The sequence below is a fragment of the Bradyrhizobium canariense genome (genome assembly GCF_019402665.1).
Lineage (GTDB): Bacteria > Pseudomonadota > Alphaproteobacteria > Rhizobiales > Xanthobacteraceae > Bradyrhizobium > Bradyrhizobium canariense.
Genome location: NZ_VSST01000039.1, coordinates 42,771 through 63,239, shown reverse-complemented (window position 1 = coordinate 63,239; position 20,469 = coordinate 42,771). Strand labels below are relative to the sequence as shown.

The 20,469-nt window shown below is 64.5% G+C and carries 19 protein-coding genes; 11 read left to right on the top strand and 8 right to left on the bottom strand.

The annotated features are described in order from the left end of the window. Positions 1 to 123 precede the first annotated feature (123 nt). The 3 genes from sorA (at position 124) to FXB41_RS20870 (ending at position 2,052) form a co-directional block, all read left to right on the top strand. Positions 124 to 1,323 carry a SorA family sulfite dehydrogenase catalytic subunit gene (gene sorA, locus FXB41_RS20880; RefSeq protein ID WP_219683040.1) on the top strand — a complete coding sequence of 400 codons (1,200 nt, stop codon included), beginning with the start codon at positions 124 to 126 and terminating at the stop codon, positions 1,321 to 1,323. A gap of 11 nt (positions 1,324 to 1,334) precedes the next feature. After that, entirely contained in the window at positions 1,335 to 1,643 is a 309-nt protein-coding gene (gene sorB / locus FXB41_RS20875; RefSeq protein ID WP_219683039.1) for a SorB family sulfite dehydrogenase c-type cytochrome subunit, read from the top strand. A 208-nt stretch (positions 1,644 to 1,851) separates the two neighbouring features. Further along, on the top strand, positions 1,852 to 2,052 hold the full coding sequence (locus tag FXB41_RS20870) for a cold-shock protein (protein WP_007596519.1): 201 nt from the start codon (positions 1,852 to 1,854) through the stop codon (positions 2,050 to 2,052). Positions 2,053 to 2,222: 170 nt separating this feature from the next. On the opposite strand, the gene FXB41_RS20865 is transcribed toward FXB41_RS20870, so the two are convergent. Then, positions 2,223 to 2,684 carry an Lrp/AsnC ligand binding domain-containing protein gene (locus FXB41_RS20865; protein ID WP_007596520.1) on the bottom strand — a complete coding sequence of 154 codons (462 nt, stop codon included), beginning with the start codon at positions 2,682 to 2,684 and terminating at the stop codon, positions 2,223 to 2,225. Between the two features lie 114 nt (positions 2,685 to 2,798). Between FXB41_RS20865 and putA the strand changes: the two genes are divergently transcribed. The 3 genes from putA to FXB41_RS20850 all read left to right on the top strand — a co-directional run bounded on the left by putA (position 2,799) and on the right by FXB41_RS20850 (position 7,917). Beyond that, positions 2,799 to 5,798 (top strand): bifunctional proline dehydrogenase/L-glutamate gamma-semialdehyde dehydrogenase PutA, encoded by a 3,000-nt coding sequence (putA, locus tag FXB41_RS20860; protein WP_219683038.1) that lies wholly within the window; start codon positions 2,799 to 2,801, stop codon positions 5,796 to 5,798. A gap of 114 nt (positions 5,799 to 5,912) precedes the next feature. Beyond that, complete coding sequence (locus FXB41_RS20855; protein WP_219683037.1) at positions 5,913 to 7,118, top strand: CaiB/BaiF CoA transferase family protein; 1,206 nt, start codon at positions 5,913 to 5,915, stop codon at positions 7,116 to 7,118. Positions 7,119 to 7,269: 151 nt separating this feature from the next. After that, the gene (locus FXB41_RS20850) at positions 7,270 to 7,917 is read left to right on the top strand and encodes a glutathione S-transferase family protein (RefSeq protein ID WP_219683036.1); all 648 of its coding nucleotides are present in this window, start codon (positions 7,270 to 7,272) and stop codon (positions 7,915 to 7,917) included. 9 nt (positions 7,918 to 7,926) lie between these two features. Here FXB41_RS20850 and FXB41_RS20845 read toward each other — a convergent pair whose 3' ends face one another. From FXB41_RS20845 to FXB41_RS20835, 3 genes are all read right to left on the bottom strand, one after another. After that, a complete protein-coding gene (locus FXB41_RS20845; RefSeq protein ID WP_219683035.1) occupies positions 7,927 to 8,091 on the bottom strand; it encodes a hypothetical protein in 165 nt (54 codons plus the stop codon). A gap of 25 nt (positions 8,092 to 8,116) precedes the next feature. Continuing rightward, positions 8,117 to 9,664, bottom strand: coding sequence for a hypothetical protein (locus FXB41_RS20840; RefSeq protein WP_219683034.1), 1,548 nt, complete (start codon positions 9,662 to 9,664; stop codon positions 8,117 to 8,119). A gap of 94 nt (positions 9,665 to 9,758) precedes the next feature. Further along, a complete protein-coding gene (locus FXB41_RS20835; protein ID WP_219683086.1) occupies positions 9,759 to 10,739 on the bottom strand; it encodes a hypothetical protein in 981 nt (326 codons plus the stop codon). A gap of 286 nt (positions 10,740 to 11,025) precedes the next feature. Here FXB41_RS20835 and FXB41_RS20830 point away from each other — a divergent pair, with 286 nt between their 5' ends. After that, positions 11,026 to 11,397: a Crp/Fnr family transcriptional regulator gene (locus FXB41_RS20830; protein WP_219683033.1), complete on the top strand. Its 372-nt coding sequence runs from the start codon at positions 11,026 to 11,028 to the stop codon at positions 11,395 to 11,397. Next, complete coding sequence (locus tag FXB41_RS20825) at positions 11,394 to 12,206, top strand: MBL fold metallo-hydrolase (protein WP_007596531.1); 813 nt, start codon at positions 11,394 to 11,396, stop codon at positions 12,204 to 12,206. Before FXB41_RS20830 ends, FXB41_RS20825 begins: the two co-directional genes overlap by 4 nt. Positions 12,207 to 12,361: 155 nt before the next feature. On the opposite strand, the gene FXB41_RS20820 is transcribed toward FXB41_RS20825, so the two are convergent. The 3 genes from FXB41_RS20820 to FXB41_RS20810 form a co-directional block, all read right to left on the bottom strand. Continuing rightward, positions 12,362 to 12,859, bottom strand: coding sequence for a TPM domain-containing protein (locus FXB41_RS20820; protein WP_219683032.1), 498 nt, complete (start codon positions 12,857 to 12,859; stop codon positions 12,362 to 12,364). Positions 12,860 to 12,862: 3 nt separating this feature from the next. Further along, the gene (locus tag FXB41_RS20815; protein ID WP_219683031.1) at positions 12,863 to 13,756 is read right to left on the bottom strand and encodes a TPM domain-containing protein; all 894 of its coding nucleotides are present in this window, start codon (positions 13,754 to 13,756) and stop codon (positions 12,863 to 12,865) included. Between the two features lie 132 nt (positions 13,757 to 13,888). Beyond that, the gene (locus FXB41_RS20810) at positions 13,889 to 14,497 is read right to left on the bottom strand and encodes a LemA family protein (protein WP_007596535.1); all 609 of its coding nucleotides are present in this window, start codon (positions 14,495 to 14,497) and stop codon (positions 13,889 to 13,891) included. Positions 14,498 to 14,680: 183 nt separating this feature from the next. On the opposite strand from FXB41_RS20810, the gene FXB41_RS20805 reads away from it, so the two are divergent. The 3 genes from FXB41_RS20805 to FXB41_RS20795 are packed head-to-tail and all read left to right on the top strand — an operon-like array spanning position 14,681 to position 17,901. Next, positions 14,681 to 15,535 (top strand): enoyl-CoA hydratase, encoded by an 855-nt coding sequence (locus FXB41_RS20805; protein ID WP_219683085.1) that lies wholly within the window; start codon positions 14,681 to 14,683, stop codon positions 15,533 to 15,535. Positions 15,536 to 15,540: 5 nt separating this feature from the next. Continuing rightward, positions 15,541 to 16,689 carry an acyl-CoA dehydrogenase family protein gene (locus FXB41_RS20800; protein ID WP_219683030.1) on the top strand — a complete coding sequence of 383 codons (1,149 nt, stop codon included), beginning with the start codon at positions 15,541 to 15,543 and terminating at the stop codon, positions 16,687 to 16,689. Positions 16,690 to 16,704: 15 nt separating this feature from the next. Next, positions 16,705 to 17,901: an acyl-CoA dehydrogenase family protein gene (locus FXB41_RS20795; RefSeq protein ID WP_219683029.1), complete on the top strand. Its 1,197-nt coding sequence runs from the start codon at positions 16,705 to 16,707 to the stop codon at positions 17,899 to 17,901. Between the two features lie 90 nt (positions 17,902 to 17,991). Here the strand turns inward: FXB41_RS20795 and FXB41_RS20790 are convergent, their stop codons facing one another. Continuing rightward, on the bottom strand, positions 17,992 to 20,316 hold the full coding sequence (locus FXB41_RS20790) for a xanthine dehydrogenase family protein molybdopterin-binding subunit (protein WP_219683028.1): 2,325 nt from the start codon (positions 20,314 to 20,316) through the stop codon (positions 17,992 to 17,994). Positions 20,317 to 20,469: the final 153 nt, after the last annotated feature.

Here is a 20,469-nt window from a genome sequence, read left to right as displayed (position 1 = left end):
TGCAACGCAACGGCATGGGCCTGCTGCGAAAGCACGAATTGACTTCAACTGAGTCGTTGCGACACATGAGCGCGAGATTGCGGTGATGACCGCGATCAACGAAAAGCTCCGGGAGGAGACCACATGTTCGATCGACGCGACCTGCTCAAAGGAGCGGGCCTTGCCGCTGTTGCGACTGCACTGAACCCGGCCAAGGCGCTGGCACTCGACACTGTCACCCTGCCCTTCGCCAATGGCGAACGGCCCTTGGTGAAATATCCGCAGAAGCGGCCGATGATCGGCCTAACCAGCCGCCCGCCGCAGCTCGAGACGCCGTTCGCGGTCTTCAACGACGGCCCGATCACGCCGAATAACGCGTTCTTCGTGCGCTATCACCTTTCCGACCTGCCCTACAATCTCGACCCCGACAAGTTCACGCTCGAGGTCAAGGGCAAGGTCGACAAGCCGCTCAAGCTGTCGCTGAAGGACATCCGGAAGATGAAGGCGACCGAGATCGTCGCCGTCAACCAGTGCTCCGGCAACAGCCGCGGCTTCCTGGATCCGCGCGTCGCCGGCGGCCAGCTCGCCAACGGGGCGATGGGCAATGCGCGATGGCGCGGCGTGCCGCTGAAGGCGGTGCTGGCGATGGCGGGCGTGCAGAGCGGCGCCAAGCAGGTCACCTTCAACGGCATGGACGGTCCGGTCAGCGACAAGACGCCCGATTTCGTCAAGGCGCTCGATATCGATCACGCCAACGACGGCGAGGTGATGCTGGCCTATGGCATGAACGGCGAGGACCTGCCGTTCCTCAACGGCTTTCCGCTGCGCCTGATCGTGCCCGGCTATTTCGGCACCTACTGGGTCAAGCACGTCAACGAGATCACCGTCGTCGACAATGTCTATGACGGCTTCTGGATGAAGTCGGCCTATCGCATTCCGGACACCCCGAACAATGCGGTCGAGCCGGGCACCGCGCCGAAGGCGACGATCCCGATCAACCGCTTCACGATCCGTTCCTTCATCACCAGCGTCCCCGACGGCGCCAAGCTGAAAGCAGGCGGCACGACGCTGCGCGGCATCGCCTTCGACGGCGGCAAGGGTATCAAGGAGGTCGCGGTCTCCACCGACGGCGGCAAGACCTGGACCAACGCCAAGCTCGGCAAGGACCTTGGCAAATACTCGTTCCGTGAATGGACGCTGCCGGTGAAGCTCGCGGCGGGCTCTCACGAGCTCAAGGTGCGCGCCACCGGCAATGGCGGCGAAACCCAGCCGGATACGCCGCGCTGGAATCCGGCGGGTTACTTGCGCAACGTCGTCGAAACCGTCCGCGTCACCGTGGCTTGAGGGGAATGATCATGCAGCGCACCGTTTTCCTCGCCATCACGCTCGCCCTCGCCGCCGTGGTGGGTTCGGCACTTGCAGCACCGGTCAACTACAAGACCCCCGATGAGGTCGCGGCGTTCAAGCCAGGCCCCAATCTCGAAGTCGTGCAGGGCAATTGCAGCGCCTGCCACTCCGCCGACTACATCAACACGCAGCCGCCGATGAAGGACAAGAAAGCTTTCTGGCAGGCCGAGGTGACCAAGATGATGAAGGTCTATGGCGCCCCGATCGACGATGCCGATGTCGGCAAGATCGTCGATTATCTGGCCGCGACTTATTGACGGATGGCGCGCGGCGCGCGGACCAAGTGACCGCGAAACGGGCAAATCCGGCAAAACCGCCGCGAAGTTGAGCGGAATTCGGCGAAAGGCGGATGTGGTTTGAGCTACCAAGCCAGCCACATTCCGCGTATCGTATTAGGACCGAACCGGCCGGTTGGCGGGGACTGGCGGTTCGCGATCTCGGAGGAAGACCCGCGGAGAAGTCGTGATGGCTAAAGGTACGGTCAAGTGGTTCAACCCGACGAAGGGTTATGGATTTATCCAGCCTGCGTCGGGCGGCAAGGATGTGTTCGTGCATATCTCGGCAGTGCAGAAAGCCGGTCTGTCGTCCCTGAACGAAGGACAGACGGTGGAATATGAAGAGATCGCAAACCGAGGCAAAAGCTCCGCAGAGAACCTCAAAGTATAAGCCCGCCGGCTGTTGCTAACTCCCGGATCGATCCGGGAGCCGGGCCAAGAAATTTCAGAAGACGGTCAGTGCATTCGACGACAGGCGTTGCGATTGCACACGGAGAACTATTTGTCCCGCGAAGACCGCCCGTTCGACGCCACAGCAATGACAATCGCGACGGCACTTCGTTAGTCCACCGGCAACGGTGCGTCGCGCTTGATCTCTTCCATCACCGCATAGGTTCGCGTTTCGCGCACGCCGGGCATCGACAGCAAGGTCTCGCCGAGGAAGCGCCGATACGCGGTCATGTCTGCCAGCCGCGCCTTCACAAGATAGTCGAAGCCGCCGGCAACCATGTGACACTCCAGCACCTCGGGCGCGAGCTTCACCGCGCGGGCAAAACGCTCGAAATTGTCGGGCGTGGTCTTGTCGAGCAGCACTTCGACGAACACCAGGAGCCCGAGGCCGAGCCGGTGCGGGTTGAGCCGCGCGCCATAGCCCTCGATAAAGCCCTCTCGCTGCAAACGCTTCAGCCGTTCGCCGATCGAGGTGGGCGATAGCCCGATGCGTTCCGCGAGCTCGACATTGGCGATTCGCCCGTCCTGCTGCAAAATCGAGAGGATTTTCCGGTCGGTTCGATCTAATTCCATACTTTATGAGGCCAAATGGCTATGAGGCTTCATTTCCTAAGCCAAATCAGCTAAATTGTCTATCGAGCTAAGGTATTGCGGGCATTATCCTGGATTGAAGCCACAGGACACGCCATGCCGAACATTCCGCCTCTCTTCTCCGCCGCCTACGCGCCCGATGATGCCGATATCGCCGCGCGCCTTTTGCCGTCTGCGCATCTCGGCCCGCCGCAGGAGGCGAGGATCGATCGCACCGCGACACGGCTGATCGAAGCCATCCGCAAGCGCGACGACCGGCTCGGTGGAGTCGAGGACATGCTGCGGGAGTTCGCGCTCTCGACCAAGGAGGGGCTTGCTTTGATGGTGCTGGCCGAGGCGCTGCTGCGCGTGCCGGACGCGCGCACTGCCGACCAGTTCATCGAGGACAAGCTCGGCGAGGGCGACTTCATCCACCACGAGACCAAGTCCACCGCCTTCCTGGTCAACGCCTCGGCCTGGGCACTCGGCCTGTCGGCCCGGGTGATCCAGCCCGGCGAGACCCCCGACGGCACCATCGGCCGTCTCGTGAAGCGGCTGGGCGCACCCGCCGTGCGCACCGCCACGCGTCAGGCGATGCGGCTGATGGGCAATCATTTCGTGCTGGGGGAGACCATCGCGCAGGCCCTGGAGCGGGCCCGGCCGCGCTCCGGCGAGAGGGCGCGCTATTCCTTCGACATGCTCGGCGAAGGCGCCCGCACGGCCACTGATGCCAGGCGCTATTTCGACGCCTATGCCAGCGCGATTCTGACCATCGGCAAGGCGGCCGGCAACCATCCCCTGCCCGACCGGCCCAGTATCTCCGTCAAGCTCTCGGCGCTGCATCCGCGCTTCGAAGCGATCAGCCGCGACCGCGTGATGGCCGAGCTGGTGCCGCGATTGCTGGACCTCGCGCAGCGCGCCAAGAGCCATGATCTCAACTTCACCGTCGATGCCGAGGAAGCCGACCGGCTGGAATTGTCGCTCGACGTGATCGCGGCAACGCTTGCCGATCGCTCGCTTGCCGGTTGGGACGGATTTGGCCTCGCGATCCAAGCTTATCAGAAGCGCGCCGGCGACGTGATCGACTATGTCGATGCGCTCGCCCGCGCGCATGACCGCAAGCTGATGGTGCGGCTGGTCAAGGGCGCCTATTGGGACACCGAGATCAAGCGCGCACAGGAGCGCGGGCTCGCCGGCTATCCCGTGTTCACCCGCAAGGCGATGACGGATCTGAACTACGTTGCCTGCGCTCAAAAGCTCTTGAGTCTGCGGCCACGCATCTTCCCGCAATTCGCCACCCACAACGCGCTGAGCGTCGCGACGGTGCTGGAGCTTGCCGGCGCCAACGGCGGCTTCGAATTCCAACGCCTGCATGGCATGGGCGAGGCACTCTACGAGCAGCTCGCCAAGGACCGCCCCGAGATCGCCTACCGCACCTACGCCCCGGTCGGCAGCCATCGCGACCTGCTCGCTTATCTGGTGCGGCGACTGTTGGAGAACGGTGCCAACTCCTCCTTCGTGGCGCAGGCGGCTGACTACCGCGTGCCTGTTACGGCGCTGTTGCAACGTCCGGCGGATGCCATCGTCCGGCTGCAGCAGGCGGCCCATCCGAAAATTCCGCTGCCACGCGATCTGTTCGCGCCGGAGCGGCGGAATTCGCGCGGCGTCGAATTCGGCGCGCGCGCCGCGCTCGACCGGTTGCTGACGGATGTCAAAGCCGAGACGATCGACCTCAAGCCGATCGCGAACGCAACGCCGGATCAGGCCAATGCGGCAGTGGCTGCAGCGCGCGCCGGCTTTGCCGCCTGGAGCCGGACACCCGCAGCCACGCGCGCGGCGGCGCTGGAGCAGGCCGCGCATCTTCTGGAGAACCGCGCGCCCCATTTCATCGCGCTGCTGCAACGCGAGGGCGGCAAGACGCTCGACGATGCGCTGTCGGAGCTGCGCGAGGCCGCCGATTTCTGCCGCTATTACGCCGCGCAGGGCCGCAAGCTGTTCGGCAACGATGTGGCGATGCCGGGGCCGACCGGCGAGAGCAACGCGCTGGCCATGCGCGGCCGTGGCGTCTTCGTGGCGATCTCGCCATGGAATTTTCCGTTGGCGATCTTCCTCGGCCAGGTCACGGCGGCGCTGATGGCCGGCAACAGCGTGGTGGCCAAGCCCGCAGAGCAGACCCCGCGCATTGCGGTCGAGGCGGTGCGGCTGCTGCACGAGGCCGGCATCCCCGCAAGCGCGCTGCATCTCGTCGCCGGCGACGGCCGCGTCGGCGCCGCGCTGACGGCGCACCCCGGTATCGCCGGAATCGTCTTCACCGGCTCGACCGAGGTCGCGCGCAGCATCAATCGGGCGCTGGCGGCCAAGGACGGGCCGATCGTGCCGCTGATCGCGGAGACCGGCGGCATCAACACCATGATCGCGGATGCGACTGCGTTGCCCGAGCAGGTCGCAGACGATGTCGTCACTTCGGCGTTTCGTTCCGCCGGCCAGCGCTGCTCGGCGCTGCGGCTGCTGTTCGTGCAGGAGGACGTCGCCGACCGCATGATCGAGATGATCGCGGGCGCGGCGCGCGAGTTGAAGATCGGTGACGCGAGCGACGTCGCGACCCATATCGGTCCGGTGATCGATAGCGAGGCCAAGCAGCGCCTCGATGCACATATCGCACGGATGAAGAGAGAGGCACGGCTGCACTTTGCCGGCACCGCGCCGGAGGGCTGCTTCGTGGCGCCGCATATTTTCGAGCTTGGCGATGCCGGCCAGCTGACCTCGGAGGTGTTCGGCCCGATCCTCCACGTTGCGCGCTATCGTGCGGAACATCTCGAACGCGTCCTGCAAGCCATCGAGCGCACCGGCTACGGTCTGACGCTCGGCATCCATTCCCGCATCGACGACACCATCGAGGCGATCGTCGACCGCGTCCAGATCGGCAACATCTACGTCAATCGCAACATGATCGGCGCTGTCGTCGGCGTGCAGCCGTTCGGCGGCAACGGCCTGTCCGGAACCGGCCCGAAAGCCGGCGGCCCGCACTACCTCGCGCGCTTTGCGACCGAGCAGACCGTGACGATCAACACCGCAGCAGCCGGCGGCAACGCTGCCCTGCTCGCAGGGGATGAGTGAGCCGCGGCGAGGAGCGTTGCATCCCGCCGAAACATCGGTCTAATGCTGCCCCTGACGTGGCCCTCGCCAATTCCAGCGCGCGGGAAACAACACGAGCGAGGGAGCAACGCGGCGATGGAAAATGGCATTTTTGCAGGGCTCAAGGTGCTGGATTGCGCGAGCTTCATCGCAGCACCAGCCGCCGCGACCGTGCTGTCGGATTTCGGCGCCGATGTGGTCAAGATCGAACCGCCCGGCGCAGGCGATCCCTACCGCAACCTGCCCAACATTCCGGGATATCCGACCAGTGAGCACAATTTCGCCTGGCTGCTGGAGGCCCGCAACAAGAAGAGCATCGCGCTCGACCTCGCCAAGCCGGAAGCGCAGGCCGTGCTCTACAAGCTGGTGGAAGAGGCCGATGTCTTCATCACCAACATGCCGCCGCCGGTGCGCACCAAACTCGGCATCACCTACGACCACCTCGCCCATCTCAACGACCGGCTGATCTACGCCTCCTTCACCGGCTATGGCGAAAAAGGCGAAGAGGCCAACAAGCCCGGCTTCGACAGCAACGCCTATTGGGCGCGCTCCGGCCTGATGGACCTCGTCCGCGCCGACACCGACACGACGCCGGCCCGCTCGGTCGCCGGCATGGGCGACCATCCCTGCGCCATGGCGTTCTACGGCGCCATCGTCACCGCGCTCTATCAGCGCGAGAAGACCGGCAAGGGCTCGCATGTCGCCTCCAATCTGATGGCAAACGGCGTGTGGGCTGCCAGCGTGCTGGCGCAGGCAAAGCTCTGCGGCGCCAAGTTTGCCGAGCGGCGGCCGCGCGAACGCGCGTTGAACGCGGTCGCCAACCACTACCAGTGCAAGGACGGCCGCTGGCTGATCCTGTCGCTGCTGAGCGAGGAGAAGCAGTTTCCGACGCTGGCCAGGTGTCTTGGCCGCGAAGACCTCATCACCGATCCGCGTTTCGCTACCAAACCCGACCGCCACGCCCGCTCCGTCGAGCTGATCAAGATCTTCGACGAGACCTTTGCAACCAGGGATCTCGCCGAATGGCGCAAGATCCTCGACGGCAACGGACTGGTGTTCGGCATCGTCGGTATTTTGGACGACATCCCGAACGACAAGCAGATGCTCGACAACGACGTTCTGGTGCCGTTCGAGAACGACACCATGCTCACCATTTCCAGCCCGATCTGGATCGACGGCGCCAAGAAAGTGCAGCCGCGCAAGCCCCCCGGCGTCGGCGAGCACAGTGACGAGATTTTGCGTGGCGCGGGATACGACGAGGCCGCGATCAAGCAGCTGCGGTCGCAGGGGGCAGTGGGGTAAGGCGATACGCTGCCATAACCCCGTCATTGCGAGCGCAGCAAAGCAATCCAGAATCCCGCCGCGGATGCATTGCTGGATTGCTTCGCTACGCTCGCAATGACGACGTCGGGAGATCGCGGTATAACAATTGGCAAAGCAATCGCGAGGTCCCATGCCCAGCTACCGCCTGCACTACTTCCCCGAATCCGGCAACAGCTACAAGCTGGCGCTGATGCTGACGCTTTGCGGCGAGGGGTTCGAGCCGGTCTGGACCGACTTTGGCGGCGGCGTCACGCGCACGCCGGAATGGCGCAAGAGCGTGAACGAGATGGGCGAAATTCCTGTGCTCGAGATCGACGGTGTGAAGATGACGCAGACCGCGCCTCTCCTGCTCAAGCTTGCCGAGCAGTACGGGCGTTTCGGTGCCGAGACCGAGGGGGAAAAGTTCGAGCTGCTGCGCTGGCTGTTCTGGGACAACCACAAGCTCACCGGCTACATGGCGACCTACCGCTTCATGCGCGCCTTCACGCAAAGCAACGATCCGCAGGTGCTGAAACATTTCCGCCGGCGGCTCGAGGATTTTCTCGGCATTCTCGACGGCCATCTCCAGCGCAATGAATTTGCGATCGGCATCAGGCCGACCGTCGCCGATATCTCGATGATGGCCTATCTGCACTATCCGAGCGACGAGCACGGCTTCGATTTCGCGGAAAGCTATCCCGCCATCCAGGCCTGGCTTGGCCGCATGGCCGCACTGCCCGGGTGGAAGCCGGCCTACGAGCTGCTGCCCGGCAAGCGCATGACGAACTACGCGAAGTGAGGGCGCCGACTACTTCAGCGCGAGCCAGCCGAGCGTGAACAGGATTCCGCCGATGATGACGACGACCGCGACCGCCCAGGTGCTGACGCGGATGCTGCCGGTAACCTGCTTGGCCTCTTCATTCTGCGCGATCTCGCGATTGCGCTCCTTGTTGGCTTCGCTCGTATTCGTCATGGGTTCATCCAAATCGCTTGTGGGCTTAACGCGTCTTGATGAAGCACATGCCGATGCGGCGCGAGGCCGCGGCAGCCTGACAGGTCAGCCCTTTAGCACAGCTCCATGACGTAAAACTCTTGTCGGCCGATCCCGATCCTGCATTTTCCAGGGAACAATGCGCGCCCCAGCCGTCCTGATATTCGGTCCCCGCCAGCTCAGTGCTGCCGCGGGTCTGCGGCCGGCTGGCAAATCCGCGTGAGAAATCAGGACGTTTGCCCGCGGCCATCGCGGTCAGGATGTCGCGGCGGCGGATCTGGTCGCCAAGAAAATGCGGCGAGGCCGGCACGATGGTGGCATTGGAGGGCTTGTCCGCAAGCCAATCGACGCCCGGGAAGTGAAAGCCGCCGATGCCGCGGGTCTGGTGGCAGCCGGCACAGGTGACGTCGTTGAGGCGGCGCTGGAAGCCCGCGACCGAGCGGACGTTCTGCATGTCGCCGCGCGCGGCCGCTTGCTTCAACGCACCGACCACGTCGTTGTCGGAGAAGACCGGCTCGCCTTGCCCCTCTCCGTTGCCCTCCCCCTGCATCATCCCGAACTCCGGCTGCAAAGGAGAAGCATCGAGGCCGGCTGGCGTCGGCACCATTGCAGCCTTGGCCAGGAATTTCTCCGGGATCAGCACCGTGCCGCGATCGAAATCGCGAAGATGATCGGGCGCGAGCAGCCAATCCCTGAAGTCGCGCCGGAGCGCGTCGTCCGTGAGGATGCGGTCACGGTCGATCTGGTTCTCCAGCGTCGATTCCTCGAACATCTTCGAGACGGCGTCGTACTTGAACACCTTGAGCAGATAGTCGGAGCGGAAATCGTGCAGCGCCGATTTCGCCGCAACCGAGATCTGAACATTGGTCTCGATGCGATCGAGCATCGCATCGTAAGGGAAGAAGTCGCTGCCGATCAGCCCCTGCCAGTCGCCATTGCCGAGCCAGCGTCGCGCGACCTCGGCGCAGGTGATCGGCTTGCCGTTCCCGTCCATCTGGCGCGCGTCGCGCGCCTTCATCACCAGATTGAGCGTCATCGGCAGCCGCGTGGCTGTCCTGCCGCCATCCGGTTTTGTCTCGAAACGCGCGAGACGATAGATCAGCCTGATCTCGCCGCAAGAGTCTTCCGAGACATAGGCCCGGTCCATGCGGTTGACGATGCCGGCCAGCACGAAACGGGTATCGCGGGATTTCAGATTGGCGCGATCGAACAATTGCACGTCGAAGCCCTCGCCGACGCCGATGGTCTCGGTCGGATATGCCGCCTTCTGCCGCGCGATGTAGCGGTCGATCTCCGTGTCGATTGCGGGGCGAATTTCCTTGAGCTGCGACAACCACGAAAACATCAGATCGGTCGTCAGCGGAAAGTTCGCGTTCCGCTCCGGCCACAACAGGCGCGAGATGGTGAGCGCATCGTGCTGGTCGAGCTCGCGCAGGAGATCGGGATCGGTGATCGCCGTGCCGCGCGCCAGTTGCGCGTTCTCCGCGGCCAACAACGACACGATGCCGCCGAAAAATACGGCGGCGGCAACGAGAATTCGCAAGGCGCGGCTCATGCCTCAGGTAACACCGCGCAGGGACGGCTATTCAAGCAAAAAGGCGCTTCACATCGTGGTGAAGCGCCTCTTCGAAAGTCGGATGATGAGCCGCTCAGCGCGCGACGATCAGCCCTTTGCTGGTGACGACCACCCAGCGGCCGTCCTGACGGCGGATCGCATCGACACGGCCAACGCCGGGGATGGGGTCGCCGGCATAGACCTCGTAGAGGCCATTGCGACCCTCGACCAGTGCGCCGCCGTTGGAGACGTCGCGCAGCACCCAGCCTTCGACCGTCGGCAGCCGGCCGATTTCGGTCTTGGGTGCGGCGGGAACTGGCGCAGCTGCCGCGGTCGCAACCTGCGCCGGTGCGATCGAGCCGGTGGTCTCACGGGCCGGCACGGCGGCTGCGGCCTGGGCGGGCGCCGCGGGCGGGGTGGCGCGGAGCTTGTCGACGGTCTCGGACAGCTTCGCGATTTTGGCCATCGGCTCGGCCTGCGCCTTCTCGAGCTTGTCGAGGCGGTCGTTGGTGCGGTTGAACTGGCCGAGGCCGGTCTTGGACGTGTGCTCGACGTTGGCCTTGAGCGCGACGACATCGGCATCGATCCGGGCGACCGAGGATTCCAGCGCGCTGGTGTCGGCAACCTGTGCCGGCGCGGGGCTTGCGAAGTGCATCATCCCTGCGGTCGCGAGCGCGCCGCTGATGGCGCCGACGCTGGCCGCAATCGCCACCACCGCGGCCATCGCCGACAGGCGGCGCTTGCCGCCGGTCTCGCGCGGCTCGTCTGCTTTCACATGCGGCGCGAACTCCTCGCGGTCCCAGGACCGCTCCGCGGGTGCCATGACGATGAGCTTGCCGGGCTTTGGCTCGGACTTGGTTTCAGGCTTGGTCTCGGCTTTGGCTTCGAACTTCGGCGTCTCGATCCTCGATGCCTCGATTTTTGGGGGCTCGACCTTGGCCAGGTCGGGTTTGGGCGGCGTCTCGTGGTCGGGGGCAATCGAGGGGGCCTCGATGCCGGCAGCAGCCTCGATGGCCTGCGGCACGGTCGCTGCGGCTTCGACGACGCCAGTATCCTGGGCGGCCTGCTCGGGCATTGGTTCGCTCACGGCTCAAATACTCCAGTCTCGGTTGACCTTTTGGTAACTTTCATTGCTTGCGAATTCCTTACCTGCGGACCCGCTTACCAAAATTTTAGGAATTCATCCGGGGCCGAATTGGGCCGGGAAAGTGGAACCGATGTGGCGCTGTGCAACAAATTGTCAGCCGATGCTGCCCTGCGGTAGGCCACGCTCTCGCCGAAGGAGCTGTTGCCCGCCCCTGTTACCCCGCTAACATGACTGTCCTGTCAGCCAGAACGGCTCCAGAGCCCTTGGGGGTGTCATGACGATCGAGAAGTGCATCAACGAGTTTGGCGTCGATGACATCATTTTCGAGGAGGGCTCGACCGGCCGCGAGCTGTACGTTGTCCTTGACGGCGAGGTCGAGATCGCCAGGTTCAGCGGCGCCAGCAAGACCAGCATCATCAAACTCGGCAAGGGCGAATTCTTCGGCGAGATGGCCGTGATCGACGGCTCCGCACGTTCGGCGACCGCGATCGCGGCGGCGCCGAACACCAAGGTGATGAGGGTCAACCATGCCCGCTTCGTCTATCTCGTCAGCCAGCAGCCGGCGTTTGCGCTGATGGTGATGGACGCGCTGTCGAAACGCCTGCGCGCCGCCAACGCGGTCAACTACCGGGCGGCCCAATCATGAGCGACGGCAAGCCGACGGCCTTTCCGGTCCTGATGAAGAACGACACCTGCTCGCTGATCCAGGCGGCGGACGACGTCTACCAGATCCGTTTCTCCAATCGCGCCGCCAACGTCTATCTCGTGCGCGGCTCGGCGCGGACGATCCTGATCGATACCGGGCTGTCCTCGAACTATGCGGCGATGGTCGAATGCCTGAACTTTGTCGGCTGCCCGCCGGAGAAGATCGACATGGTGGTGCTCAGCCACGAGCACCTCGACCACATCGGCGCGGCCTGGCACTTCAACGAGCGCCGCACCTTCGTCGCCGCCCATCGCCTCGCCGCCAACAAGATCATGCTGCGCGACGACTTCTCGATGCTGCGCAAGATGTTCAACGAGCCGAACGTGCCTGTTAACATCGACATCTGGCTCGAGGAAGGCAATCTGATCGACCTCGGCAATTTCCGTCTCAACGTGATGCACACGCCGGGACACACCTCGGCCTGCATCACGCTGTTCGATCAGGACAAGGGGCTATTGTTCGCCGCCGATACGCTCATGCCCGGCGGCGTGATGGGCGGCGTGTTCGGCTCCGGCAGCATCGCCGACTACATCGAGTCGCTGGAGCGGCTGAAGGGATTGAACGCGAGGATCCTGCTTTCAGGCCACGGCCGGCTATCGGACGCGCCACAGGAAGACGTGCGTATCGCCATTGCGCGGTCGCACGGCTTGCTGGAGGACACCGCACAATTGTTCGAAGCGCTGGATGCGCGCTCGAACTTCGAGCCGATCATGCAGTCGGTGCGGGATCTGAACAAGCTGGACGATTAAGGGACGTGCGGCTGCGTGTGCCTCTTTGCGAAAGAAGCACGGCGCTTCAACATCGTCATTGCGAGCACAGCGAAGCAATCCAGAGTCCCACCGCGGAGACAATCTGGATTGCTTCGCTGTGCTCGCAATGACGGAGTGTGGGCTATCAGCCGGGACTACATCACCACCGGCGCATCCGGCAGCTCGTTCGCATGCGGGCCCTGCGGCGGGAAATGCCTTGCCAGCTCGCGGGACACCGCCTCGATGCCGTCGATCACGCCGCGTTCGAATTGCCCTAATCTGAACTCCGCCTCCATCGCGCGGCAGATGCTCTCCCAACGTTCGCGACCAACCTTCGCATCGATACCGCGGTCGGCGATGATCTCGACATCGCGGTCGGCGAGCAGGAGATAGATCAGGACGCCGTTGTTGTGCGCGGTGTCCCAGATGCGCAGTTGCGAGAACACGTCGAGCGCGCGCTCGCGCGCCGGCTGGTTGCGAAACAGCGGACCGCCGTCGAGCGCGCCTTCGACCACGAACCGGACCTGACCGGAATGGCTGGCTTCGCCGCGCTTGATCGCCTGCTCGATGCGGTCGAGCGCGCCCTTAGGAAACACCTGCTTGGCACGCCAATGATGCTGGAGCAGATGCCGGGTGATGCGCTTGATGCTCATGACCTACCAGCTCCCCGAGGCGCCGCCGCCGCCAAAACTGCCGCCACCGCCACTGAAGCCGCCACTCGACGACGACCCGCCGCTCCAGCCGCCGGATGACGGGCCGCTCGACCACGAGCCGCGACGCGACGACCCCGTGCCCGATCCCGCCCCAAACAGATCGGCGATAAACGTCAGGACAGCGCCGAGCACACCGACGCCCAGTCCAACGACCGCGGAGCCGATCACGAACCAGGCGAGGACACCAACGATCGCTCCCGTTATTCCCGAACCGAACAGCCGCCCGAATATGGAGCGCAGGATGCCGCCGATCACCAGCGGGCCGAACAGCAGGAAGTAAAAAAGCGGCTCGACGTCGTTCCAATCGCCGAAATTCACGCTGCGCGAGGGCGTCGGCAGCGGCTCGCCGTCGATGACGCGGATCATGCGATCGACGCCTGCCGTGATGCCGCCGGCGAAATCACCGCTCCTGAATTTCGGCGTGATGGCTTCATCGATGATGCGCCGCGACGTGACGTCGGTGAGCGCGCCCTCGAGGCCGTAACCGACCTCGATGCGCAAATGCCGGTCGTTCTTGGCCACGACGAGGATGGCGCCGTCATCGACCTTCTTGCGCCCGATCTTCCAGGCCTCCGCAACGCGGATCGCGAATTGCTCGATCGTCTCCGGATCCGTCGTCGGCACGATCAGGACGGCGACCTGGCTGCCCTTGCGCGTCTCGAAGTCCTGCAGCTTTTGCGACAACGCGGCGATGTCACCGCTGGAGAGCGTGCCGGTCTGATCGACCACGCGGCCGGTGAGTTGGGGTATGGCGACATCGGCCGAGGCGGGAAGCGCAAAGGTGAGGAAGAATGAGAATGCGACAGCGACTATCGCTCGCCACACATGGGCTGTCATCGCCCGGCTTGACCGGGCGATCCAGTATTCCAGAGACGCCAGCGGGATACGGTGAAGCCGCGGCGTACTGGATTCCCCGCCTTCGCGGGGAATGACAGTGGTGGGTGGGGTATGCATCGGAGTCGAAGGCACTTACTTCGACGGCGCGGGCGCCGGATTGAAATCGACCTTCGGTGCGGTCGAGATTTCCTTCTCGTTCCCGACCGTGAAGTTCGGCTTCTCCTTGTAGCCGAACATCATCGCGGTGACGTTGCTCGGGAACGACCGGATGGTGACGTTGTAGTCCTGGACCGCCTTGATGTAGCGGTTGCGCGCCACGGTGATGCGGTTCTCGGTACCTTCGAGCTGCGACATCAAATCCTTGAACAGCGCATCCGATTTGAGCTGCGGGTAGTTCTCGGTGACCACGAGCAACCGCGACAGCGCGCCGGAGAGCTCGCCCTGGGCGGCCTGGAATTTCTGGAATGCGGCGGGATCGTTCAGCACCTCGGGCGTCGCCTGGATGCTGCCGACCTTGGCGCGGGCATTGGTGACGCCGAGCAGCACGTCCTTCTCCTGCTGCGCAAAACCCTTCACCGAGTTGACGAGATTGGGCACGAGATCGGCGCGGCGCTGATACTGGTTCACGACCTCGGACCAGTTGGCCTTGATCTGCTCGTCCTCGCTCTGGATCGCGTTGTAGCCGCAATTGGTGAGGCTCAACGAGGCCAGCGCCGCCAGTACGGTCAGGATCTTGCGCATCAAATTTCTCCCGGTGGAATCGGGTGCAAGCTACCAGATTGCGCGCGCGAGATGCCAGACATCTTGCGTCCGGGCCGAGGCCGCGAAATGCAGCCGATGTACGCAAGCCTCTTGCTTAATCCCGGCTGTAATAGTCAACTTGAGGGAACAATAATACCGGGTCGGGAACGCCAGGGGAACGCGATGAGTTCGTTCGAGACCATCCTCGTGGAGAGGCCGGAGCCGGCGATTGCCCGGATCGTGATGAACCGGCCCGACGCGCGCAACGCGCAGAACCTGCAAATGACCTACGATCTCAACGCCGCTTTCGATGAGGCGGTGCAGGACGATTCGGTCAAGGTGATCATTCTCGCCGGCAACGGTCCGCACTTCTCCTCGGGCCATGATTTGCGGCCCGGCAGCAAGAATGAAGCCGGCGTGGATTTTCCGCCGATCGGAAATTGGGGCGGTTTCGCCGAAGCAAACGCTCATGGCCGCTTCGCGCGCGAGCAGGAGATCTATCTCCAGATCACGCGGCGCTGGCGCAACCTCGCCAAGCCGACCATTGCCGAGGTGCACGGCAAGTGCATCGCCGGCGGCCTGATGCTGGCCTGGGCCTGCGATCTCATCGTCGCCAGCGACGATGCGCAGTTCTGCGATCCCGTGGTCACCATGGGTGTCTGCGGCGTCGAATGGTTCGTGCACCCTTGGGAGCTCGGCCCGCGCAAGGCCAAGGAATTCCTGTTCACCGCAGACAGCTGGAGCGCGCAGGAGGCGCATCAACTCGGCATGGTCAACCTGGTCGTGCCGCGCGCAGAGCTTTCATCCGCCGTCCTCGCGCTGGCGCGCAAAATCGCGTCAAAACCGTCCTTTGCGCTGAAGCTGACCAAGGAAGCCGTGAACCGCTCGGTTGACGTGATGGGCCAGCCGGCCGCGATCGACCAGGCCTTTGCGCTGCATCAGCTCTGCCACGCGCATAATCTTCAGGAATTCGGCATGGTGGTCGATCCATCCGGCCTGCACCCCTCCGTGCGCAAGCCGCCGGCAGCCGCGGAGTAGACAGGATGGATCTCAATCTCACCGACGAGCAACGGCTGCTGCGCGAAAGCGCGGAGCGCTTCGTGGCCGAAAGCTACGATGCCGATCACCGCCGCAAGATGGCGAACGACCCGCTCGGCTTCAGCCCGGCGATGTGGACGCAATTCGCCGAACTCGGCTGGCTGGCATTACCGATCGCGGAGGAATTTGGCGGGCTTGGCGGCGGCGCGGTCGAGATCGGCATTTTGATGGACGCCTTCGGCCGCGGGCTGGTGTCGGAGCCGTATATCGCAACGGTCGTGCTTGGCGCTGCGTTGATCGAGCGGTGCGGCAGCACGGCGCAGAAGCAGGCCATCCTGCCGAAGATCGCTGACGGATCGTTGAAGCTCGCGCTCGCGCATTCCGAGCGCGCGGCGCGGTTCGATCTTGCCAATGTTGCAACCACCGCCCACAAGACGGCGCAAGGCTGGCGCCTTGCCGGCAGCAAGATTGCCGTGCTCGACGGTCATGCCGCCGACGAGATCATCGTCTCCGCGCATATCCATGATCATCAGGGACCGTCGGGCCGCATCGGCCTTTTCCTGGTGCCGGCGACGACGCCGAGCCTCGCCATCAGCGACTACGAGCGCCTCGGCGGCGGGCGGGCCTGCAACATCGAGCTATCGGACGTGCAACTGCCGGAGGATGCCCTGCTCGGCAACGGGCATGCCGCACTGGCGGCCATCGAATGGGCTGTTGACCGCGCCATGGCTGCGCTTGGCGCCGAGGCCGTCGGCATCATGCAGGTGCTGCTGGACACCACGCTGGAGTACACAAAAATCCGAAAGCAATTCGGCCGGCCGCTCTCGGCCAACCAGGTGATCCGCCACCGCCTCGCCGACATGGCGGTGCAGGTGGACGAAGCGCGTTCGATGGCGTTGCGCGCCGCGCTGAAGGTCGACTCCGATCCGGTCGAGCGCGCGCGGGCGGCGTCGGGCGCGAAGGCGAAGATCGGCAGATCCGCACGTTTCGTCGGCGAGCAGTCGATCCAGCTGCACGGCGGCATGGGCGTCACCGAAGAGCTCGAGGTCGGCGCTTATTTCAAGCGGCTGGTCGCCTTCGACACGCTGTTCGGCGGCAGCTCGCACCATTACGGCCGCCACGCTCGGCTTGGCCGCACCACCGTGCCAGCCTGACACAAGGAGCGCATCATGGACCTGTCGTTCAATGCCGAGGAGCGCGCCTTCCAGGACGAGGTGCGCGGCTTCATTGCGAAAAATCTCACCGAGGAGATGAAGCGCGCGACCGCGCTGACGCCGTCGGTGTTCTCCGACCCCGATATCGGCATGGCTTGGCAGCGCACGCTGCACAGCCGCGGCTGGGGCGCGCCGGGCTGGCCGATCGAGCATGGCGGGCCGGATTGGACGCCGGCGCAGCGCTGGATTTTCGAGACGGAAAGTGCGCGGGCCGGGGTGCCCAATGTCAACGTGATGGGCGTGAAGATGGTCGGCCCCGTCATCATCGGTTTCGGCTCGGCGGAGCAGAAGAACTTCTACCTGCCGCGCATTCTCTCCGGCGAAGACTATTGGTGCCAGGGCTATTCCGAGCCGGGCTCCGGCTCCGATCTCTCTTCGCTGAAGACGCGCGCGGTGCGCGACGGTGACGACTACATCATCAACGGCACCAAGATCTGGACCACGCATGCCCACCACGCCAACCGCATGTTCGCGCTGGTGCGCACCAGCGACGGCCCGCGGCAGCAGGACGGCATCAGCTTCATCCTGATCGACATGAAGACACCGGGCATCACAACGCGCCCGATCCTCACCATCGGCGGCGACCACGAGGTCAACCAGGTGTTCTTCGACGACGTGCGCGTTCCCGTGGCGAACCGCGTCGGCGAGGAAGGCAAGGGCTGGACCTACGGAAAATATCTGCTCGAGTTCGAGCGCGGCTCCGGCATCGCCTCGGCAAAATTGCGCGAGGGGCTGAAGGCGATCGCGGAGCTTGCCGAGTCCGACCTGACGGGGCGCGCCATCGACAGTCCCGACATCGCGACGCGCATCTCCGAGGTCGAGGTCGACATCGACGCGCTGGAGATGACCGAGCTGCGCGTGCTATCGGCGCTGCAGACCGGACAGAATCCCGGTGCGGTGTCGTCGATCCTGAAGCTGCGCAACAGCGAGATCCGGCAGGCCGTGACCCGGCTTGGCGCCGACGTGATCGGCCATGACGCCCTCGCGGTCGAGCCGATGCGCCCGCTCTACAGGCTCAACCATGAGCCGCCGATGCCGGAGGAGATGCTGACGGTGGTACCGGAATATCTCAACGGCCGCGCCTACACGATCTTCGGCGGCACCTCGGAGATCCAGCGCGATATTATTGCGAAGATGATGCTGGGGATTTAGCGCGAACTTTTTCCTCACCCTCGGTGTCGTCCCGGCGAAGGCCGGGACGACGAGTTGGATTTGTGGCGACAGCCAGCACGACAATGGCCGCTAACCGCCCACCTTCGCATCCCGGATCGCCTGCCAGATCTTCTGCGGCGTCAGGGGCGTGTTGAGCTGGGTGATGCCGAGCTCGGCGAGCGCATCCATCACGCCGTTGGTGACGCAGGGCGGCCCGCCGATGGCGCCGGATTCGCCGCAGCCCTTGGCGCCGAGCGGATTGGTGCGGCAGGGCGCGGAATCGTCCAGCGTCACCACGATCGGCGGCACGTCGTCCGCGCGCGGGATGCAATAGTCCTGGTAGCTCGCGGTGAGCAGCTGGCCGTCGGAATCATAGGACACGCCTTCATACAGCGCCTGGCCGATACCCTGCGCCACGCCGCCATGGATCTGCCCCGTCACCAGCATCGGGTTCACGGCGACACCGACGTCGTCGACGGTGGTGTAGCGCACGACCTTGGACACGCCGGTCTCCGGATCGATCTCGACCTCGCAGATATGCGTGCCGTTCGGCCAGCTCGGACCATCGACCTCGCCTTCGGAATCGACGCTGAGTTTTGCGCCGCCTTCCTTCTCGGCCAGATCGAACAGGCTGATGCGGCGGTCGGTGCCGACCACGGTGAGCATGCCGCCCTGGTATTCGATGTCCTCGATCGAGGTCTCCAGCACGTTCGCCGCCTTCTCGCGCGCCTTCTGGATCAGATCGTTGGAGGAGACCGCGACCGCCGTGCCGCCGACGAACAGCGAACGCGATCCGACGCTGCCGAAGCCCATCGCCAGATCAGTATCGCCCTGGACCACGTCGATCTTGTCCATGGCAATGCCGAGCGTGTCGGAGATCATCTGGGTGTAGGTGGTCTGCAGCCCCTGCCCCATCGCCATGGTGCCGGAATGCAGGACGACGCGGCCCTGCGCGGTCGCGTGCAGGCTGACCTTCTCGGTGTGGGCACGACCGCCGGTCCATTCGATATAGGAGGTGAGCCCACGGCCGTAGAGCAGGCCCTTCTTCTTCGCGGCCTTCTTGCGCGCGGCAAAGCCGTCCCAGTCCGCAAGCTTCACGGCGCGATCGAGCATGTGCGCGAAGGCGCCGGAGTCGTAAACCTGCCCCGCAGCATTGGTGTAGGGCAGTTGCGCCGGCTTGATGTAGTTGGCTTTCCGGATCGCGCGCGGGTCCATGCCGATTTTTCGCGCGGCAGCGTCGAACAGGCGCTCGACGATGAACACGGCCTCGGGCCGGCCCGCACCACGATAGGCGCCGACCGGCGCGGTGTGGGTCATCACCGACTTCACCTCGAAATGCACCAGCGGCAAATCGTAGACGCCGGTCTGCACGAACGGCCCCAGCACCAGCGGGATGATATTCCCCGCACCTGACGAGTAGGCTCCGGTGCAGCCGATCGACTTGACGCGGTAGGCCAGCACCTTGCCCTTCTCGTCGAGCGCGAAGGAAGCGGTCGAGGTGAGATCGCGGCCGTGGGTGCCGCCGACGAATTCATCGGTGCGGTCGCCGCGCCAGCGGATTTTTTTGTTCAGCTTGGTCGCGGCGTAAGCAACGATGCCGTCCTCGGGATAGAGGTTGGTCTTCTGGCCAAAGCCGCCGCCGATATCGCCGACCAGAACGCGCACGCTGTCCTTCGGCCGCTTTAGCACGGCCTCGGCCAGCACGTCGCGGGTCGAGGCGGGCGTCTGCGACTGCACATGCAGCAGAAGGCGGCCGGACGTCTTGTCGATCTCGGCAATGGTCGAGCGCGGCTCCATGGCCGACGGCACCAGGCGCTGGCTGACGAGATCGAGCTCGACGGTATGCGCCGCCTTGGCAAAAGCCTCGTCCACCTTGGCAGCATCGCCGTAGCTCATCGCGCCAACGATGTTGTCGGGCGCCTCCGGCCACACCAATGGCGCACCGGGCTTGACCGCCTCGACCGGGTCGACCACGGCCGGCTGCACGTCATATTCGACCACGATCGCTTCGGCCGCGCTCTGCGCGTCGGCACGCGAGGAGGCCACCACGGCGGCCACGGCCTCGCCCGCATAGCGCACGATTTCGTGCGCCAGCAGGCGGCGTGGCGGCACCGTCATCGGCTTGCCGTCGGGGCGCTTGAAGATACTCAAGGTCGGGATGATTCCGATGTCGTCCTTGACGAGGTCGGCGCCGGTGTAGACCGCGGTCACGCCAGGCATCGCAGTTGCGGCGCCGGCGTCGATCGAGACGATCTTCGCGTGGGCATGCGGCGAGCGCAGCAGGTACAACCACAGCGCGCCATCTTCCGGCTTGTCGTCGATGAACTGTCCCTTCCCGGTGAGCAGTCGCTGGTCTTCCAAACGCTTGACGGGCTGCCCCGCTCCGAAACGCAAATTGCCGGGAAGAATGTTCATTCCGTGGGGTCCTCAGGGTCTTTTCGAAACTGCGGGCCGCCTTTTAGCGGATCGATCAAGGGCATACCAGCCGCGCTTTTAGGCGGTATATCCGCGATTTCGTCATGCCCGGGCTTGTCCCGGGCATCCACGTACTTTTCGTGTGGAAGCGCG

Bases quoted from the DNA above. Each gene is read 5' to 3' on its own strand.
- FXB41_RS20805 (WP_219683085.1), top strand. From the start codon at position 14,681: ATGAGTTCGTTCGAGACCATCCTCGTGGAGAGGCCGGAGCCGGCGATT.
- FXB41_RS20795 (WP_219683029.1), top strand. From the start codon at position 16,705: ATGGACCTGTCGTTCAATGCCGAGGAGCGCGCCTTCCAGGACGAGGTG.
- putA (WP_219683038.1), top strand. From the start codon at position 2,799: ATGCCGAACATTCCGCCTCTCTTCTCCGCCGCCTACGCGCCCGATGAT.
- FXB41_RS20800 (WP_219683030.1), top strand. From the start codon at position 15,541: ATGGATCTCAATCTCACCGACGAGCAACGGCTGCTGCGCGAAAGCGCG.
- FXB41_RS20810 (WP_007596535.1), bottom strand. From the start codon at position 14,497: ATGCGCAAGATCCTGACCGTACTGGCGGCGCTGGCCTCGTTGAGCCTC.
- FXB41_RS20825 (WP_007596531.1), top strand. From the start codon at position 11,394: ATGAGCGACGGCAAGCCGACGGCCTTTCCGGTCCTGATGAAGAACGAC.
- sorB (WP_219683039.1), top strand. From the start codon at position 1,335: ATGCAGCGCACCGTTTTCCTCGCCATCACGCTCGCCCTCGCCGCCGTG.
- FXB41_RS20850 (WP_219683036.1), top strand. From the start codon at position 7,270: ATGCCCAGCTACCGCCTGCACTACTTCCCCGAATCCGGCAACAGCTAC.
- FXB41_RS20820 (WP_219683032.1), bottom strand. From the start codon at position 12,859: ATGAGCATCAAGCGCATCACCCGGCATCTGCTCCAGCATCATTGGCGT.
- sorA (WP_219683040.1), top strand. From the start codon at position 124: ATGTTCGATCGACGCGACCTGCTCAAAGGAGCGGGCCTTGCCGCTGTT.
- FXB41_RS20830 (WP_219683033.1), top strand. From the start codon at position 11,026: ATGACGATCGAGAAGTGCATCAACGAGTTTGGCGTCGATGACATCATT.
- FXB41_RS20870 (WP_007596519.1), top strand. From the start codon at position 1,852: ATGGCTAAAGGTACGGTCAAGTGGTTCAACCCGACGAAGGGTTATGGA.
- FXB41_RS20845 (WP_219683035.1), bottom strand. From the start codon at position 8,091: ATGACGAATACGAGCGAAGCCAACAAGGAGCGCAATCGCGAGATCGCG.
- FXB41_RS20815 (WP_219683031.1), bottom strand. From the start codon at position 13,756: ATGACAGCCCATGTGTGGCGAGCGATAGTCGCTGTCGCATTCTCATTC.
- FXB41_RS20790 (WP_219683028.1), bottom strand. From the start codon at position 20,316: ATGAACATTCTTCCCGGCAATTTGCGTTTCGGAGCGGGGCAGCCCGTC.
- FXB41_RS20840 (WP_219683034.1), bottom strand. From the start codon at position 9,664: ATGAGCCGCGCCTTGCGAATTCTCGTTGCCGCCGCCGTATTTTTCGGC.
- FXB41_RS20855 (WP_219683037.1), top strand. From the start codon at position 5,913: ATGGAAAATGGCATTTTTGCAGGGCTCAAGGTGCTGGATTGCGCGAGC.
- FXB41_RS20865 (WP_007596520.1), bottom strand. From the start codon at position 2,684: ATGGAATTAGATCGAACCGACCGGAAAATCCTCTCGATTTTGCAGCAG.
- FXB41_RS20835 (WP_219683086.1), bottom strand. From the start codon at position 10,739: ATGCCCGAGCAGGCCGCCCAGGATACTGGCGTCGTCGAAGCCGCAGCG.